Below are 13,927 nucleotides of genomic sequence, written 5' to 3' on the forward strand. Positions count from 1 at the left end.
AAGCAATTGTTTACTCGTTTAATTAAATAATTAAATCACTTGGCAGTCGTGGTGATTCCAAGCTGCTCCATGCCAGCGGCCAATACCTGGGCTGCTGAGTATTTGCTGGCCTTGATGGCTGCTTTTTGCTCCTCAGTCACGCCCCTAACTTGGAGCCGAGGATCATCTTTCCTTTTCTTCTCGCGCCTGTCATAGGCGCGCTGCTGTGCTGGTGTTGTCATGCGTAACCACCAAATTCTTTTGGGATGTATTTCTTTACTTCAGGAGGTGCTGAAAGAAAGGCTCGCGGCCTTCCCATCATTATAGATGTGATATGCGCTGCTGCTGACTCTGGATCAGAGCCGCAGCGTTCGCCGCCAACGATCATCTTCTTTCGCGCATCAGTGATGGCATACTCGTAGCCTGCACCATGCCTATTGCTTCTGTGAACGTTTACCACCTCTCTCATTACCCTGGCCCTCAGACAGCGCTGTTTAGAAATTTGATTATCTCTTCATACTTTTCACCCAATGCTGCTTTAGCAGCGCGGATATCACTCTCTTCACGTTCGCGGTACTGGAATCGGCCACTCAGCTCTACCGAGCGCGCAGTATTGATATGTCCATGAAAATTAGACAGGGCGGCCTCACAGCAGCGCCAAACATCGGCGTATAAGTACGCATCGACATCAGAGTAGTCGAACGGGCCATCAACATCAGAATACTGCTCGATGTGATAGTCACGGTCGTTATTAAAGTAAACCTCTGCGCATACCACGATTTTGTTGTTGTTCAAGTGCTGGAAGTCTGTATCCAGTTTAACTTTCAAAGCTGGCTTGCCCTCACTGTCGAGTGACTTTTCTACTTCCGTGATTTTCAGCTTGTATTCCATGACCTGTCTCGCTCTGTGGTTTGCCGTTTTGTTAAGATCATTATCATATGGGGCGCCCCATATTTCAACAAATAAAACCAGCACTATCACGACAACATTTGAAAACAAAGAAGCCCGCTATATGCGGGCCTCGTCTAATTTATTTATTTATATAATCAAGTAACCTTGGGCCTTGGCCGTCTCATCCGGTTGGTCACCCATGCCAAGGTCTCACGTGCCTGATCCATCCCCTCACTCTCCAATCCATTGAAGTGATCGCATAACGCGCGCGCATCGTCATCATCGAACAGCGGCAGATGATTCTCAATAACGCCGCCAAGAATGTGGGCAGGTGATGGTAGTGGCCATGGCGGGGCAATAAACGACTGAAGCTCGGCCACTGGTTTTCTCGCCACAAGATCAGCGCCTGCTTTGTAGGCAGGTGCCAGCCAATGTTTTTTGTCAGGAGTCTCATCGCCATTCGCACCGGCCTGCATTGCAGCAATAGTGGCCATCATGACTGTTGTCGCGTCCATTTCCATTATTGTAGTGCTCCATCAATGTTTAGACTCAGCGCGGCGGCGAGTGGCTTCACCCAAATAGGCTGAGCACTCAGCATAAAAGTCTCACCAGACCAGGCAAGCAACAATGTTGTGCCCATCACATTGCCAATGGCCTCCGCTGCAGGTGCCGGCACTGCATTACCAATACGTTCGCGCCATGCCATATCGTTCAAGCCATCCAGCTCCAGCTGAACTTCTGGATCAACCAGTCCCTGCAGCGCAGCCAGTTCTAGTGTGGTAAATGGGCGGTGCCAAGTACCATCCAGTGACTGAATGACCGCCAACGTCTTTTCATCTGCGGAAGGCAAGCGCGGATCTGCAATACTCCACTTCCCATTGTCGTGGCTCGCGGATGCTGACACAGCACCTGATTTGTCAGTCCAGCCTAAAACGCCGTAATGGCCACCAGTCTGATAGTGCTCTCGATCACCACGCATACCTGAGCGCGGATCAGCAACTGCAAAGGCATCCTGCCCAGTAGTCGACCCGCTAATAACTGTTCTCGCAGGCTTATCAAACGGCACGACCGAGTACTTCACGCCATACGCATTATCCGCTGGGCGCGGATCTGCAACGCTGAAGCGGCCACCACCAGGCTTTGATTGTGACGTGATGGCGCCAGAAGAATGGCCCCAGTCCATAACTCCATATTGCGCATATTCGCTCGTCAAGGTTCCGCGTGGATCAGCAATTGAAAACTTGCCATTAGTTGGCCCCGTCCTGCCTGCCACCGTCCCAACAGGCTCGTGCCAGTTGTTAACGCCTAAGAACCCTCTGCGGTATTCCGGCACAATCAGGTAGTCAGTCAGGTAACCATCTTTAACGTTAAGTCGGCGCAGGCTTCTCCAATCGCCACCTGCCTCAACAAATGCCAAGCGCACCCAAGTTTTCCACTGCAAAGATGGCACGCGATGCATCGGCCCTGCGTTCTGACTGCCAGGCAATGGCAGACGAGAAAGCACATCACCAACGGCGCAAAGAGGGCGGCGCTCTGGCTCATATAGAAAGGGCGGCACCTTCTCAATATTTCTGGCCACCATTAGAAAGCGTTTTCTAGACTGAGCAAGGCCGCCAATCTCCCCACAGTCGTGGGTTGTCTCTGCTACCGCATAGCCATAGCGCTGCAGCAAAGCGTTGATCTGGTCAAGCAATGGGCGGCCACGGTTAGCGATGCGCGGGACATTTTCAAAAATGATCATCTCTGGCAGGTCGCTGGCAAATGCCTCCAACATCAGCCAGATACCACGCAGAGTCAGTCGATTAAGCGCCTGATATTTCGCTGTCTTGCTTCGAGCCTCATTTAATAGACCCGAAAAACCTTTACAGGGCGCTGATAGAAAGACGATGTGGGGACGCTCATTGCCCGCCGCTCGCTGAATGTCTTGGGGCGTGGCCTCTTTCCATTCCGCTGGTGGCTGCTTTCCGTGGAAGTCCTGGTACTGGCTACGGTCGAACATATCGAGCACTGTGCCGGTGGCACCAGTTAACGTGCCAAAGTCGCGGATAGCTGCCGCATCAACATCAACGCCGCCAATGCAGCGAAACTTTGCCTCCAGGCTTCCCACCCGTGCTGAACTTCGATTAAAACCAGCGGCACCTCCGCCTAACCCGCAGAACAGGTGAAAATGGCGAATCTCGCGGATATGAGTTGTTAGGTTCATTCCGCATCCTCCGCCATCGCTTTTGACAGCTTCTGCATAAACTCATTGCGCTGAGCCTGAGTCATTACAGCTGGCAGCGCCACTTCTTGGTCAGAACCAAACCAGCGCGGCAGACACTGAACAGCCTGATCCATCGCGTCGGCCATGATGATATGCCACGCGGCATATTCAGCTGCCGTCGTATCTGTCTTAGTATGCTCAAGCTCCTCTTGTAAAAATTCAGCCAGCTGGAAGTTCTTAAAAATAAGATCGGAAGAAATAACAGCGCCGAACAGGTTCTCAATCATCACGCCGACAGATGTGACCCGGCGCCCAGCCTCCAAGTGCGCGCGCACCTCATCACCGAACGGTTCAATATCACGGCACGATATCCGAACACCATCGTCGGCAGGATCGGCCAGAGTCATTGTGCCAAATAGCGTCACATCATCATCTGGACCCGCTCCGTTGTTAATCCAGCTGGTCATCACTACTTCAGGAGAGTTCATCACTCGCACCGGGATCACAGGAAACGTGCCCAATGCTTCACGGATGAAGCTGAGAAGCGACTCAGCGGCAGAGTAGCCGGTTACAGGCACCGCCACCCAATGAGAGGTGATAGTGATCGCAAAATAGCGATCTTCAGGGTAAGTGCGAGGCAGCATTTCTAACATCACCTGGTCTTTAATATCCTGCCGCTCTTTCTTATTTACTCGTCGGCCCTGCTCTTCCATCACCAGATTTGCGCGACGCTCCACCTCTTTAGCATGCGCGCGCTTGCTGACTTTTTTCTGCTGCTCTTTGATCCTTACAACCAGAGCATTCGGCAAATCCAAATGCCATGGCTCATCCGTGGATGTTTCGTCGGCAGTGCCTGGTACCGCGCAGACAAACCCCAAACGCTGAGCCTCTTGCGTCGAGCAGTTGGTGAAAGGTAACTCCTGCAGTTTTTCATCGATAACTGCCTTAAGCAGAGCGATATTGAGTGGTTTAGTGATCTGATAAAAAACGACGTTCATACGCTGTTTCCTTGCTGTCTCTGGTGGTCGACACGCCACAGATTTTTAAGGTGGGGGTCTGAGGCGTCATTCTCACGGTGCCACGCTGTTAGTGCCCCTTGCGGGCTATGACAGGCGGCGGTTTGGTGCCCGCAACTGATGCATTCCATCAGATTGAGGCGGGTGTCTTTTTGAATCTTGAAGCGGGGCTGGCCAGCGCAACCAATACAGGAGCGCTGCTCTTGATTGAAGCGTTCCCACTCATACTCGGCGCACTCTTCTGAGCTGGCCGGTGGGCTATAAGCACGGCAGGTGTCGCAGCGGTAGCAGCAGCGGCTTCCTGACACTGTCAGAGAAGGCTGGCCCGAGCAGATGCGGCAGGGTGTCAGCGACAAGCTCATGCGGCAGACTGCGATTGTGCGCGGTGCTCTTCTCGCAGGCGCTGGTAAACCATCAGCGTGGCGTCCAGCGCCTCGCTATCCATGGCGGCAAACTCTTTCTGCATCCGATCCCAACGGCCAGACCAGTCACGCGACCAATGCGCCGGATCAATCCGCATCAGCTCACACATGCGCTTGTTGGTATACAGCTGGCGCTCATCAACGATTAGGGTCTTTTGATTCTGCTGGCAGGCCCACAGCAGCGACTTGATAGCCGTCTGTGTCTTTTCACGCAGGTTTTTGAATTCAGGAAAAAGCTGCACCCATGCGTTGCAGGTTACGGCCTTTTCATCATCCCAATCTGGCGTAGTTACATAGCAAAAGCGTACCCAGCGACGGTGGCGGTCTGGTAGCTGGGCGACCGCCGCAGCCAGCAGGCGGTGACGAGTGCCATAGTACGGTGGCACCAGCATGGCGTGGCCACTTTGACGCACTCCACAGGTTTCGGCGGTAGGGTCAAGCGAACGACTACGGGCCTCGATGTTCAGGGCTGCTATCAGCTGCTCTCGTAACCACGTGTGATCGTGCGCTTGACGCTTCATGATTTACCCCGCGTAAAGTTGGGCGCGACGCTCTTTCAGGGTCTGGCAGAAGCTACACAGCTCACAGCCCGGCACCGCTTTGCGTCTGGCCTCTGGAATTTCATCGTCGCAATTTTCGCAACGCTCATGATCAAGACCGCCCTCGCGGGCGTTTACTTTGCTAAGCTGTAGGGCAAGATTAAAATCAGAAATGCCCTGTGCCTCATCAGCGGAGTCGGCCATATTGCTTTTTCTCTAGAATAAATAGGTTGGTCTGTTTGGCGTTCTGCCGGAGACGTTCTGCTTCGTATGAACTCTGGTGCGGCAAAACACTGCCATCAAGCATGGCCTCTTTAAGCCAGAGGGCCTGAGTTTCGTTTGCGGTTTCGCTCATGATGGCAGTGCGTTCAGACTGCATAACGAGTGCCCTTGGCGCCGGTGGCTGTGGTGATCTTCAACTTCTCCAGCGTGGCGAGGCTGATGACATCATCCAGCTCATCAATCAGGCGGTTGCACTCATCGATAGAGTCAAGGTGGTCATACTGACCATCGGCAGCTGGTGCGGCAGCACTCAGTACCTCGGCGGTTTCTCGCATGAATCCGGCGATATCAGCCGCCAGGACTTTTTTATCAAGGAAAGACTCCGTCAGCGCAGCTGCTGGGATGTAAAGCAGACCTGCTATCGCAGCCAACGAGCGGCGGCATTCATCTTGATACGGAGCAGGTAGCGAGTTGATCCACGGCCATTTCCATTCCATGGGGAATAGCATGTCGCCGGTCATGATCTTGCGAATGCGGGTGCGAATACGGTTACAGGTGCTCTCGTACTGCTTAACGTTATCTGCACTGGCGTCAACCAGCCCATGCTCAGCGAGCTTCGGAAGCAGGACGCGTAACGAGAAATGATCAAGCGACAAGCTGGTGTCAGCCACCGCTTGGCGCGTAAAGCTCAGGATGATGTGATTTTCTGACTGCATAACGCCTCCGTGCGTGGGGTTTGGAGTGGTTATCACATGGATAATTTAAAATATTACATAACTTAACCACGATTTAAAAGATAGATTTAATTTTGTAGGGATCAACGTGGAAGAACTTCAGAAACAGCTAGGAGCGCTACTGCTCCAAATACGAAAAGAGCGCGGCTGGACTCTACTTGATCTCAGCGATGCGACTCTTGGGCGAATTAATGCTGGCAACTGGTCTGTTGTCGAACGAGGGCAGCGCACACCCAATATCTGGCACTTAATATCGTGGTGCGAAGTCATGGGGTTTCAGTTGGGTGATCTGCTGGAGCGCGCGCGAAACCAAGATGCTGATATCAAGCAAACGATTCCAGGGAAGATTTTAGAGCCACAGCGGGTGCCTCTATTGAGCTGGGTTCAGGCTGGCTGCTGGTCAGAGAGCATTCCCGCCGATCCAGCGAGTGCGAAGATGATACCGGCACCGATCAGAACCACTAAGTCTGCGTTTGCATTAGAAGTGCGCGGTGATTCAATGACCGCGATGGTTGGGCCTAGCTTCCCAGATGGGTACTTATTGATTGTTGAGCCGAAGCGGCAAGCCGATCACAAGAGCTTTGTTATTGCTAGAGAAAATGGCAGCGACAACTGCACGTTTAAGCAGTTGATCATCGATGGTAACAAGAAGTATCTTAAGCCGTTGAATACTCAGTATTCGGCTTTTGAGATCAATGAAAGTACGGAGATCTGCGGCATTGTCGTCGCCGCCTTTAAGGAATTCTAACAGTATTTAAATTGACTAAAAAAAATTAAAATTTTAAATTAGCGGCAGATTGTTAGTGCCTGCCGCGCAAGTATCTCAACCCAGAAAAAAGAAAAGCCGGGTTGCAGCCCGGCTTCAGAGGTGCTTGTTCTTGTTCCTAAAATCCAAACCCAAAAATAGAATCCGAATCCACAAAAAAAGCACTGTCAGAACTCGGATTTTAGGAACATGCAGACGCTAACGCAAATTCTTTTGAGCTTATTTATTTGTTTATTTAAATAAGCGCATGACTTTTGCGGATGCCTAATGACAACGGAACGTAGCGCGCACTCCTCTTTAGCGGCCTATTATCAGGCTCGTTTCAATTCTGACCCCGTCTCTCTGGCTGAGTACTGCTCTGCGCAAATTGCTGACGCCGTAGCTCAGTCGGGTATCGATTTTGACGCCACCGGCTTCGGCGGTTTGGACTGGTTGAGCGGCAAAGACTCAGGCCTGCACCCCAAGCACACAAAATACCTCGAAAAGGCCGATCAGGGCCGCGCCAAACTCTATACCGGTCTACGTCATAAAGACGGCATCGTTTACCCCATCGTTTCGGCAAACAGTCAGCGCGCATCGCGCATGCCCAGCCATTGGGATGGTTTGAGCGCGCTGTGGGAACTGTTCAAAGCTGATAAAGGCATCAAAGACTCAGCAGCTGAAGCGCGCCGTAAAGCGCTGCAGGAAGAGCGCAGGAAAAAGCGTGAAGCTGAAGCTGAAGCGCGCCGCAAACAGCGGGAACTGGAAGAGCAGTGCCTGCAATCTGAACATGCGGCATACCAGGCATGCTGGGAGCAGCAGGCCGATGCTGAATACCTGCGCTTTGATAAACGAAAAAAGCAGGCGGTGAAGGCCACCGTTGAGTGGCTCGGTATCGAAGATGGCAGCGCGCCCTATCTGCAGCGCAAACAGATCAGCTCAATTGCTCAGCGTGTTGAAATGGCAAGGATGCGCGACAGCATGGGCGAATTCTCAGCCCTGCGGCTGCAAAACATCCATGGGGAGTACTGTGGCCTGCAGCGTCTGTATGAAAACCAGAAGCGCCAGACCGTATCTGTCCGATCCGGGCAGTTTAAAGGGGCGCACATCGTTATTGGTGACATTAAACGGACGCGTACTATCGGCACTGCTGAGGGTTTCGCTACCGCCGCCTCTATTAATCTGGCCACCAATGCCGTAATGGTCGTTTGTATCAGTGCCAGCAACCTCATGCCGGTGATCGCTGAATACAAGCAGCGTACCAATCTCACTATTCGCAATTTCGCTGATAATGACCAGTGGAAGCCAAAGGCTGGCAACACTGGCGCATTGGTCGCTGTCGAATTGCGCGAGAAATTAGGCATCAAATCCCTAATGCCCAGCTTCTCAGCCTTCACCCAGCAGCAGGCTTTCGCCAAGACTGACTGGAATGACCTGCACGTTCTGGGCGGTATCCGGCTGGTATCAGAGCAGATCAGAAGCAAAGGGGCCTGGGCTTGGCTACCAGCCAAGAAGCTCGATCTGGCTCTGTACTCGCTGCAGTTTGCCGCCGATGGCTCACACGATAGAAACCCGGCCAATATTACCGATTTAATCAAGAAAACCGTCAACATTGGAATGTCCCAAATTCCGGTCAATATGAGCGGAAAACAGCTTTGTGAGCGTATTCGTGCACATTGTCCGGCGCACTTAGCTGACCGCGTAAACTGGCAGGAGATACACCAGCGCCTGAAGTGGCTGGCTGCAAAGAAATTCTCACAGGCGCGGGCCGTTGGCGGTTTTACGCGCGAAAAAATCGAACAGGCTCATATCCGTCACATCCGCCTGCCTGTTGATTATCAGACGATGCCTGATGGCTCTCGCCGTATGGCGATTCCCCAGCGTGTTCTGGACTTTATCCAGATGACAGGTGATGGCGTCTTTATCGTGCGCGCCCCGATGGGGAGTGGAAAAACCGAAAAGATAATCAGCCCACTGATGACCCAGTCACGAAAAGCGGCTTACATTGCTCACCGCATTAGTCTTGTGGGCGATGCGGCATCACGCCTGAGCCAGTCTGGTCAGCGCGTGCGCAATTACTCAGACCTAAGCTGGTTTGAAATGTTCGACACTACTCACATGGCCTGCTGTGTTAACAGCATGATCAAACCGGCGTTTTTCAATAATGAAGGCACCAGCTGGTTTGAGACGTTGGATCACTTGAGTATCGATGAAGCCACTCAGGTGGTACGCCACATTGTTGACGGATCTGCATGCGACTCCCCCGTGCGTGTGTTTGATGCCCTGGTCAATGCCATGCGCCACACCCGTCAGGTCGTTTTGGCGGATGCCGGTGCTAATGACCAGCTGATCAGCTTTGCTGAGCTGGCGCGACCAGGCGAGCCGATTTATGTGATCGAAGTTGAAGGACAGCCTGACGATATCCGAGTGCTGCATGGGGAGCGTTATCAAGTCTACAAGCAGGCGGCTGATATTTTTGCGGCAGGTGGTAAGCCTCTGATCTGCGCTGACAGCGCTGAAGAAGTGAAGGGGCTTGTCGAAACGCTGCGGACCATCGACCCCACGCGCAAGGTTTTAGGCGTTTTGTCTGACAGCAAGGCCGATGAGGATGTCCAGCGATTCCAGCAGAATCCTAATGCTGAATGCGTGAACTGGGACTGCATCATATACAGCCCGAGCATTAGCTCTGGCGTATCTATTACCACGCCGCACTTTACTCACCATGTCGGCATTTTTACCGGCACCGTAAGTCCAGCCGATGTGACGCAGATGTTGCGCCGTGACCGTACCGCAAAAACCTACCTGATCGGACTCAATATCCAGTCACGCCACCGACCGACTGACCGCGATGCTATCTGGCGTGGCCGTTTGACGGCGGATGCCATGACATGGGCAATGGAAGAAGAAGTCGGCCAGGTCGCATTCATTCGTCAAAAAACACTGTTTGATGAAGTCGCTATCGATTTTATGGCCAGCGATAATAAATCGCGGAATGACTACGCTAACAGCCTGCTGCTCATGATGATGGCGGAAGGCTGGAAAGTCGACGCTCTGGCGGCTGATGAGATCGAGGCAGAAATAGGTCGTGAACAAAGCAAGACTGGCCGCGAGGCTGCTTTTGCAAAGTGGGTGGCGCTGGTGACCTCCGAAGAGACCCCAGAAGAAGAGGCCGCACAACGGCTTCAGCGCGCCGAGGTGCGCAGTCAGGCAGAACAGGCGCAGCTGGCAAGGTATGCTATAGAAACCACGCTCTGTGACACGGTGAACCCTGACAGCATCGAGTTTCTTGATGATAACGGTGTGCGCTACATCAACCGCCTTGAGCTCCTGCAAGCAACCGAGACTCAGGCGAAGGCCTATGATGATGCACAACGACGCGGGAAGGTTGTCGGGATCAGGCACCGGCACAAAGTTGTTATGCAGCGCTGGTACCGGATGCTGTTTGCCACGTTGGGTATAGACCCGTTCACTGGTGAGGGTGAGTTCGGTATCGATGAGTGTAAAGCACTGCTGCAGCAGATCACTGCCGATCAGCAGGCGCTTGAGGCATACAACGCTATCGATGCAGGCCCCATGATCGATAGCAAGTCTTTACCGCGTGACCCAGTCGCCTTTGCTAAAAACTGGCTGGCGCGTTTTGGTCTGACAACCCTCAAGCGTAAAACGCGTGGGCGTAACCTTCATCACATTAACCCGCTGGCATGGCAGAAGGTGGTTCATTATGTCGGGCTGCGTGCTGCTGCAGGCGTTCACAGCCTGGGCCTGGTCGATATCTCCAGCGAGTCTTATGACCCCATGACCCTGCCTACTCAAAACACCCTGCAGGCCACGCAACATGCGGACTCCGATGGGAGGGACACTTTGCCTTGTAATGTATATAACTTAGCAAAGCATCCCCAAATCACCGTGGCCGTCGAGCAGAAAATCCGCGATGCACTACCCAGTCAAATTGCGGTGACGCTACGAGAGGCGCTGGAGTGGGTCGGTCACAGCGAGGAGCTGTACCAGCAGGTGCTCAGCGGCGAGCTTGATACCCTGCAGCTACAGGCCTATTTTGAAGCGCTGGCAGCACAACGGGACGCTCACCGCACCCACCTGCAGGCCGTTTGATAACATGAGAGGAATGAGCATGCGTAACCCAAGCAGAATTCCAGAAGTCCTGGGCGTGATTGAAAAAATCTGGCAAAAAATGCCAGATGTAAGATTTAACCAGCTGGTTCTGAACTTGCTTGATGAGTACAACAATCAAGGTCACGGCGTAGGTAATGGATTCTATCTTGAGGATGACCGCTACTTGGCCTACCTGCAGGACTATCTGAAACACCTGCAGGAGAAGGAAGCGGCCATCAGCACTGGCACACCCCATCATTTACGGTCTCAATAGAGATCGGTAAACAGCTGCAAAAACGCGCGGCGGTTCATTGCTGGAATCGCCCGCCATTTTTTCAGGAGCTTCCGCTCCTCTGTACTAACTTCAAACGCCTCTCCCCATAGCAGCCAGTCAGTGCTGCATTCTAAAATGTGACACGTAGCTACCACCTGCCACAGCCTCATAGTTCTGCCTTGCCGCCATCCGCTCACGGTGCTGTGAGCTACATCCATCAGATCGGCTAAGCGCTTCACGGTCATTCTCTGTTGGCGCATCCGTGCGCAGAGTCGCTGCCCTCTCCGGGGGTCTAAATCCACGATTCTGTCGGCCACGCTGAAGTTGTTGCTGATTTCTGTCGGTCAGGCTGAACCTATTCCAACATCGATCTAGTTATAGTGATTTCGGTATCAATTATTATGAAATATGGAAACGGGGTGACGACATGGACGCTATAAATGTCAGCATTGACACTTTGGATAGCATAGCGACTGAAGTTGAAAGACTGGGGGCACTGTATGAGCTGCTTTCATGCTCTGCTGATACAGTAAACCGCTCAACCCTGGCTATCGGCCTAGAGCTGTTCGGTGATCGTATAGGACGGCTTAAACGCCTGACTTCACTGCGGCCAGACGCAGAAACGGAGCCAGAGGCTCCGTCATGCTTTATTCATCTGGAGTGTCATGCAGCGGTGAAAGTCATATAGGCTTTTCGCCCTGCCTCCATGGTAGTGGCTCCTGTGGCAGTGGCCACTACCTTATCATCTATCAAAATATCGACCCTTTTTCCGCCGCCGTTTGTGTAGACCTTATAAGTAAGTAGTTCCCGTTCAGCTAATCGGCGACACTCCTGCTCTGCCTCATCTTTGCGCCCCTGCTGCTGCAGTTCATAGCGCATTTTGCCCTGCCAGAATGCCTGTGCCACCCAGTACTTCCCACGCTTAGAGGTGCGAATAATGATCTGCTCTGTGGCATGGGCCGGTATGTCATCCTGATCTTCGTCATCGTCCAGTTCGCTGACGTCCTCAAGGTCAAGGGCTTCATCGGGACTTTCTTCATCGGGACTTTCTTCATCAGCCTCCTGATCATCTTCGAAGTTTTCAGCCGCCGGCGCTTTGTTTTTCTCTTCTTCTAATAACGTGGCGCGCACGTTTTCATCCCACTGAATTTTTTCGAGATACGTTTTGATCGTTCGGTGATTCAGCTCTTTGCCATCAATAATCGCGTACTTTCTCAGCCATCCAGCGTCGATCAGCTCAGCGGATAGACCGGCCTGTGCCTGGTCTAACAGCCAGTCGTGCAAGCGCTGCCCTGCGGGGCTGCGCGCCCACTCTTCGATAACCCCGCCATGCCGCTTCAGGTAGTTGATCAGGCCAGTATTCTCGCGCCCAGCGGCACGCACAGCTTCTGCCGTCTCCACCTCATCGGTGAGTGTAAATGCTTCATAATGCTGTTGGCTGCTACCGGCCTCATCATCGCCTGCGCTGTGGCCAAGCACACGCGTGCGGTATGCACTGCGAGATTCGCCCGGTAGGGCAAAGCGGCCATAGCCAATCTCGGTATACATAGCCCGCAGGTCTTTAAACTTCAGCTCAGCGAATCCGAAGAAGGCACGCGTTGCGGTACCGGCAGTGGCCCCGTAGCGCTGCCCGACTGCCTCATTATGATAGACATCCGTGGCAGGCTTACCGCGAACCTTCACGCCCTCTTGGGCCACACCAGCGGCATCAATGTATGAGACAACATCATTTCGGGTCTGCTGGCGCAGCCACTTTAGCCCGCTAACTGCCAGCTCAGGTTCGACCAGGCAGGGAATGTCGTAGGGTGCGACATTATCAAACAGCCGTCTGTCTTTGGTTTTCAGCTGCCCACTAAAGCGCAGGTATCCAGCAGGAGCGCCTTTAGTTGAAAACTCTGCTGTCTTGAAAATTTCTGTACGGCGCCGTCCTGTGACGATAGCCAGCGCGGCGGCAACGATAGGCACGGAATATGAGTGGTCTGGGCTAGATAGTGCGCTCAGCACTTCCTGAGAGCGCGCTACAGGGAACGTAGGATTAACCAGCACCTGACTCTTTAGCTTCTTGCCCAGCGCCTTCTTATCGTTTGCTGTCGCGACTTGGCGTAGGCGCCGATAAATATCGTTGAGGATGTAGACACCATGGTGCTCAATACGCACCCCCGCCAGCAGGCTCCGTGGGATGTCTCTGGTTTCATTTTTCCGCAGCCGGGTCAGGTCTTCTCTCAGGCTATCAAGGTCACGATCAGGGCTGAGCAGATCTAGCGTTTTGCTGTCGAAATACGGGGCCAGCTCCCGTGTAGCCAGCCCTAAGTTTTTCTCGATGAGGTGATGCTTCATCCGAAGTGAGCGGATAGCACTGATGCAGTGCCCGATGATTCCACTACTCGCGCTGGCACTTAGCATTTCCCCCGGCTCGACCACCAGCACGCGCCGTCCTGCTACGTTTTCATGCTTATACGTCACGCCAAGGCTGTCACGCAGGTGCCTACGATAATAGTCATTGAGCCGCCGACTAATTGTCGCAGGATCGTCTTTCCCGCTTTCATAAGTTCCCGCACTGAAGCTTTTCATGCTGGCGATCAGCTCGCCATATTTCTCATTATTCATCTGGAAGCTCTCCAATAACTGCCCATAACATCAATATATGAATAATAACTGCCCATAACAACAAGTCAAGACAAATAACTGCCCAAATAACTGCCCACACAATTTAACTGCCCACACCCTTACTCCACAACTGCCCATAACATCTAGCTAGATGTTATGGGCAGTTGTGGAGTAAGGGTGTGGGC

Annotated in this window: 14 protein-coding genes; 3 read left to right on the top strand and 11 right to left on the bottom strand. The window is 52.9% G+C overall.

From position 1 onward, the window contains the following. Window positions 1–35: 35 nt before the first annotated feature. The 9 genes from ACKC9G_RS18535 to ACKC9G_RS18575 form a co-directional block, all read right to left on the bottom strand. Entirely contained in the window at window positions 36–221 is a 186-nt protein-coding gene (locus ACKC9G_RS18535) for a hypothetical protein (RefSeq protein WP_411408211.1), read from the bottom strand. Window positions 222–459: 238 nt separating this feature from the next. Then, the gene (locus ACKC9G_RS18540) at window positions 460–870 is read right to left on the bottom strand and encodes a hypothetical protein (protein WP_411408213.1); all 411 of its coding nucleotides are present in this window, start codon (window positions 868–870) and stop codon (window positions 460–462) included. Window positions 871–1,025: 155 nt separating this feature from the next. After that, a complete protein-coding gene (locus tag ACKC9G_RS18545) occupies window positions 1,026–1,391 on the bottom strand; it encodes a hypothetical protein (RefSeq protein WP_411408215.1) in 366 nt (121 codons plus the stop codon). Continuing rightward, window positions 1,391–3,073 (bottom strand): DNA cytosine methyltransferase, encoded by a 1,683-nt coding sequence (locus ACKC9G_RS18550; RefSeq protein ID WP_411408217.1) that lies wholly within the window; start codon window positions 3,071–3,073, stop codon window positions 1,391–1,393. The genes ACKC9G_RS18545 and ACKC9G_RS18550 overlap by 1 nt, the downstream gene beginning before the upstream one ends. Further along, window positions 3,070–4,071, bottom strand: a complete 1,002-nt coding sequence (locus ACKC9G_RS18555) for a recombination-associated protein RdgC (protein WP_411408219.1) — start codon at window positions 4,069–4,071, stop codon at window positions 3,070–3,072. Before ACKC9G_RS18555 ends, ACKC9G_RS18550 begins: the two co-directional genes overlap by 4 nt. A gap of 376 nt (window positions 4,072–4,447) precedes the next feature. Then, complete coding sequence (locus tag ACKC9G_RS18560) at window positions 4,448–5,032, bottom strand: bacteriophage antitermination protein Q (RefSeq protein WP_411408221.1); 585 nt, start codon at window positions 5,030–5,032, stop codon at window positions 4,448–4,450. A gap of 3 nt (window positions 5,033–5,035) precedes the next feature. Then, window positions 5,036–5,254, bottom strand: a complete 219-nt coding sequence (locus ACKC9G_RS18565; protein ID WP_411408223.1) for a TraR/DksA C4-type zinc finger protein — start codon at window positions 5,252–5,254, stop codon at window positions 5,036–5,038. Further along, window positions 5,238–5,429, bottom strand: a complete 192-nt coding sequence (locus ACKC9G_RS18570; protein ID WP_411408225.1) for a hypothetical protein — start codon at window positions 5,427–5,429, stop codon at window positions 5,238–5,240. Before ACKC9G_RS18570 ends, ACKC9G_RS18565 begins: the two co-directional genes overlap by 17 nt. Further along, window positions 5,419–5,988, bottom strand: a complete 570-nt coding sequence (locus tag ACKC9G_RS18575) for a hypothetical protein (RefSeq protein ID WP_411408227.1) — start codon at window positions 5,986–5,988, stop codon at window positions 5,419–5,421. Before ACKC9G_RS18575 ends, ACKC9G_RS18570 begins: the two co-directional genes overlap by 11 nt. 106 nt (window positions 5,989–6,094) lie before the next feature. On the opposite strand from ACKC9G_RS18575, the gene ACKC9G_RS18580 reads away from it, so the two are divergent. The 3 genes from ACKC9G_RS18580 (at window position 6,095) to ACKC9G_RS18590 (ending at window position 11,135) form a co-directional block, all read left to right on the top strand. Then, a complete protein-coding gene (locus tag ACKC9G_RS18580) occupies window positions 6,095–6,754 on the top strand; it encodes a helix-turn-helix domain-containing protein (RefSeq protein ID WP_411408229.1) in 660 nt (219 codons plus the stop codon). 285 nt (window positions 6,755–7,039) lie between these two features. Next, window positions 7,040–10,861, top strand: coding sequence for a plasmid replication protein, CyRepA1 family (locus tag ACKC9G_RS18585; RefSeq protein ID WP_411408231.1), 3,822 nt, complete (start codon window positions 7,040–7,042; stop codon window positions 10,859–10,861). Between the two features lie 19 nt (window positions 10,862–10,880). Further along, the gene (locus tag ACKC9G_RS18590; protein ID WP_411408233.1) at window positions 10,881–11,135 is read left to right on the top strand and encodes a hypothetical protein; all 255 of its coding nucleotides are present in this window, start codon (window positions 10,881–10,883) and stop codon (window positions 11,133–11,135) included. On the opposite strand, the gene ACKC9G_RS18595 is transcribed toward ACKC9G_RS18590, so the two are convergent. Continuing rightward, complete coding sequence (locus ACKC9G_RS18595; RefSeq protein ID WP_411408235.1) at window positions 11,129–11,395, bottom strand: helix-turn-helix domain-containing protein; 267 nt, start codon at window positions 11,393–11,395, stop codon at window positions 11,129–11,131. The two genes, ACKC9G_RS18590 and ACKC9G_RS18595, sit on opposite strands and share 7 nt — an antisense overlap. Before the next feature lie 403 nt (window positions 11,396–11,798). Beyond that, window positions 11,799–13,742: a protelomerase family protein gene (locus ACKC9G_RS18600; protein WP_411408237.1), complete on the bottom strand. Its 1,944-nt coding sequence runs from the start codon at window positions 13,740–13,742 to the stop codon at window positions 11,799–11,801. Window positions 13,743–13,927 lie beyond the last annotated feature (185 nt).

The sequence above is a fragment of the Pokkaliibacter sp. CJK22405 genome, assembly GCF_046614695.1.
GTDB lineage: Bacteria > Pseudomonadota > Gammaproteobacteria > Pseudomonadales > Balneatricaceae > Pokkaliibacter.

What these genes read in the sequence shown, in the direction of transcription:
- ACKC9G_RS18590 (WP_411408233.1), top strand. Translation starts at nt 10,881, where the DNA reads ATGCGTAACCCAAGCAGAATTCCAGAAGTCCTGGGCGTGATTGAAAAA.
- ACKC9G_RS18540 (WP_411408213.1), bottom strand. Translation starts at nt 870, where the DNA reads ATGGAATACAAGCTGAAAATCACGGAAGTAGAAAAGTCACTCGACAGT.
- ACKC9G_RS18550 (WP_411408217.1), bottom strand. Translation starts at nt 3,073, where the DNA reads ATGAACCTAACAACTCATATCCGCGAGATTCGCCATTTTCACCTGTTC.
- ACKC9G_RS18575 (WP_411408227.1), bottom strand. Translation starts at nt 5,988, where the DNA reads ATGCAGTCAGAAAATCACATCATCCTGAGCTTTACGCGCCAAGCGGTG.
- ACKC9G_RS18535 (WP_411408211.1), bottom strand. Translation starts at nt 221, where the DNA reads ATGACAACACCAGCACAGCAGCGCGCCTATGACAGGCGCGAGAAGAAA.
- ACKC9G_RS18595 (WP_411408235.1), bottom strand. Translation starts at nt 11,395, where the DNA reads ATGCGCCAACAGAGAATGACCGTGAAGCGCTTAGCCGATCTGATGGAT.
- ACKC9G_RS18560 (WP_411408221.1), bottom strand. Translation starts at nt 5,032, where the DNA reads ATGAAGCGTCAAGCGCACGATCACACGTGGTTACGAGAGCAGCTGATA.
- ACKC9G_RS18545 (WP_411408215.1), bottom strand. Translation starts at nt 1,391, where the DNA reads ATGGAAATGGACGCGACAACAGTCATGATGGCCACTATTGCTGCAATG.
- ACKC9G_RS18565 (WP_411408223.1), bottom strand. Translation starts at nt 5,254, where the DNA reads ATGGCCGACTCCGCTGATGAGGCACAGGGCATTTCTGATTTTAATCTT.
- ACKC9G_RS18555 (WP_411408219.1), bottom strand. Translation starts at nt 4,071, where the DNA reads ATGAACGTCGTTTTTTATCAGATCACTAAACCACTCAATATCGCTCTG.
- ACKC9G_RS18600 (WP_411408237.1), bottom strand. Translation starts at nt 13,742, where the DNA reads ATGAATAATGAGAAATATGGCGAGCTGATCGCCAGCATGAAAAGCTTC.
- ACKC9G_RS18570 (WP_411408225.1), bottom strand. Translation starts at nt 5,429, where the DNA reads ATGCAGTCTGAACGCACTGCCATCATGAGCGAAACCGCAAACGAAACT.
- ACKC9G_RS18585 (WP_411408231.1), top strand. Translation starts at nt 7,040, where the DNA reads ATGACAACGGAACGTAGCGCGCACTCCTCTTTAGCGGCCTATTATCAG.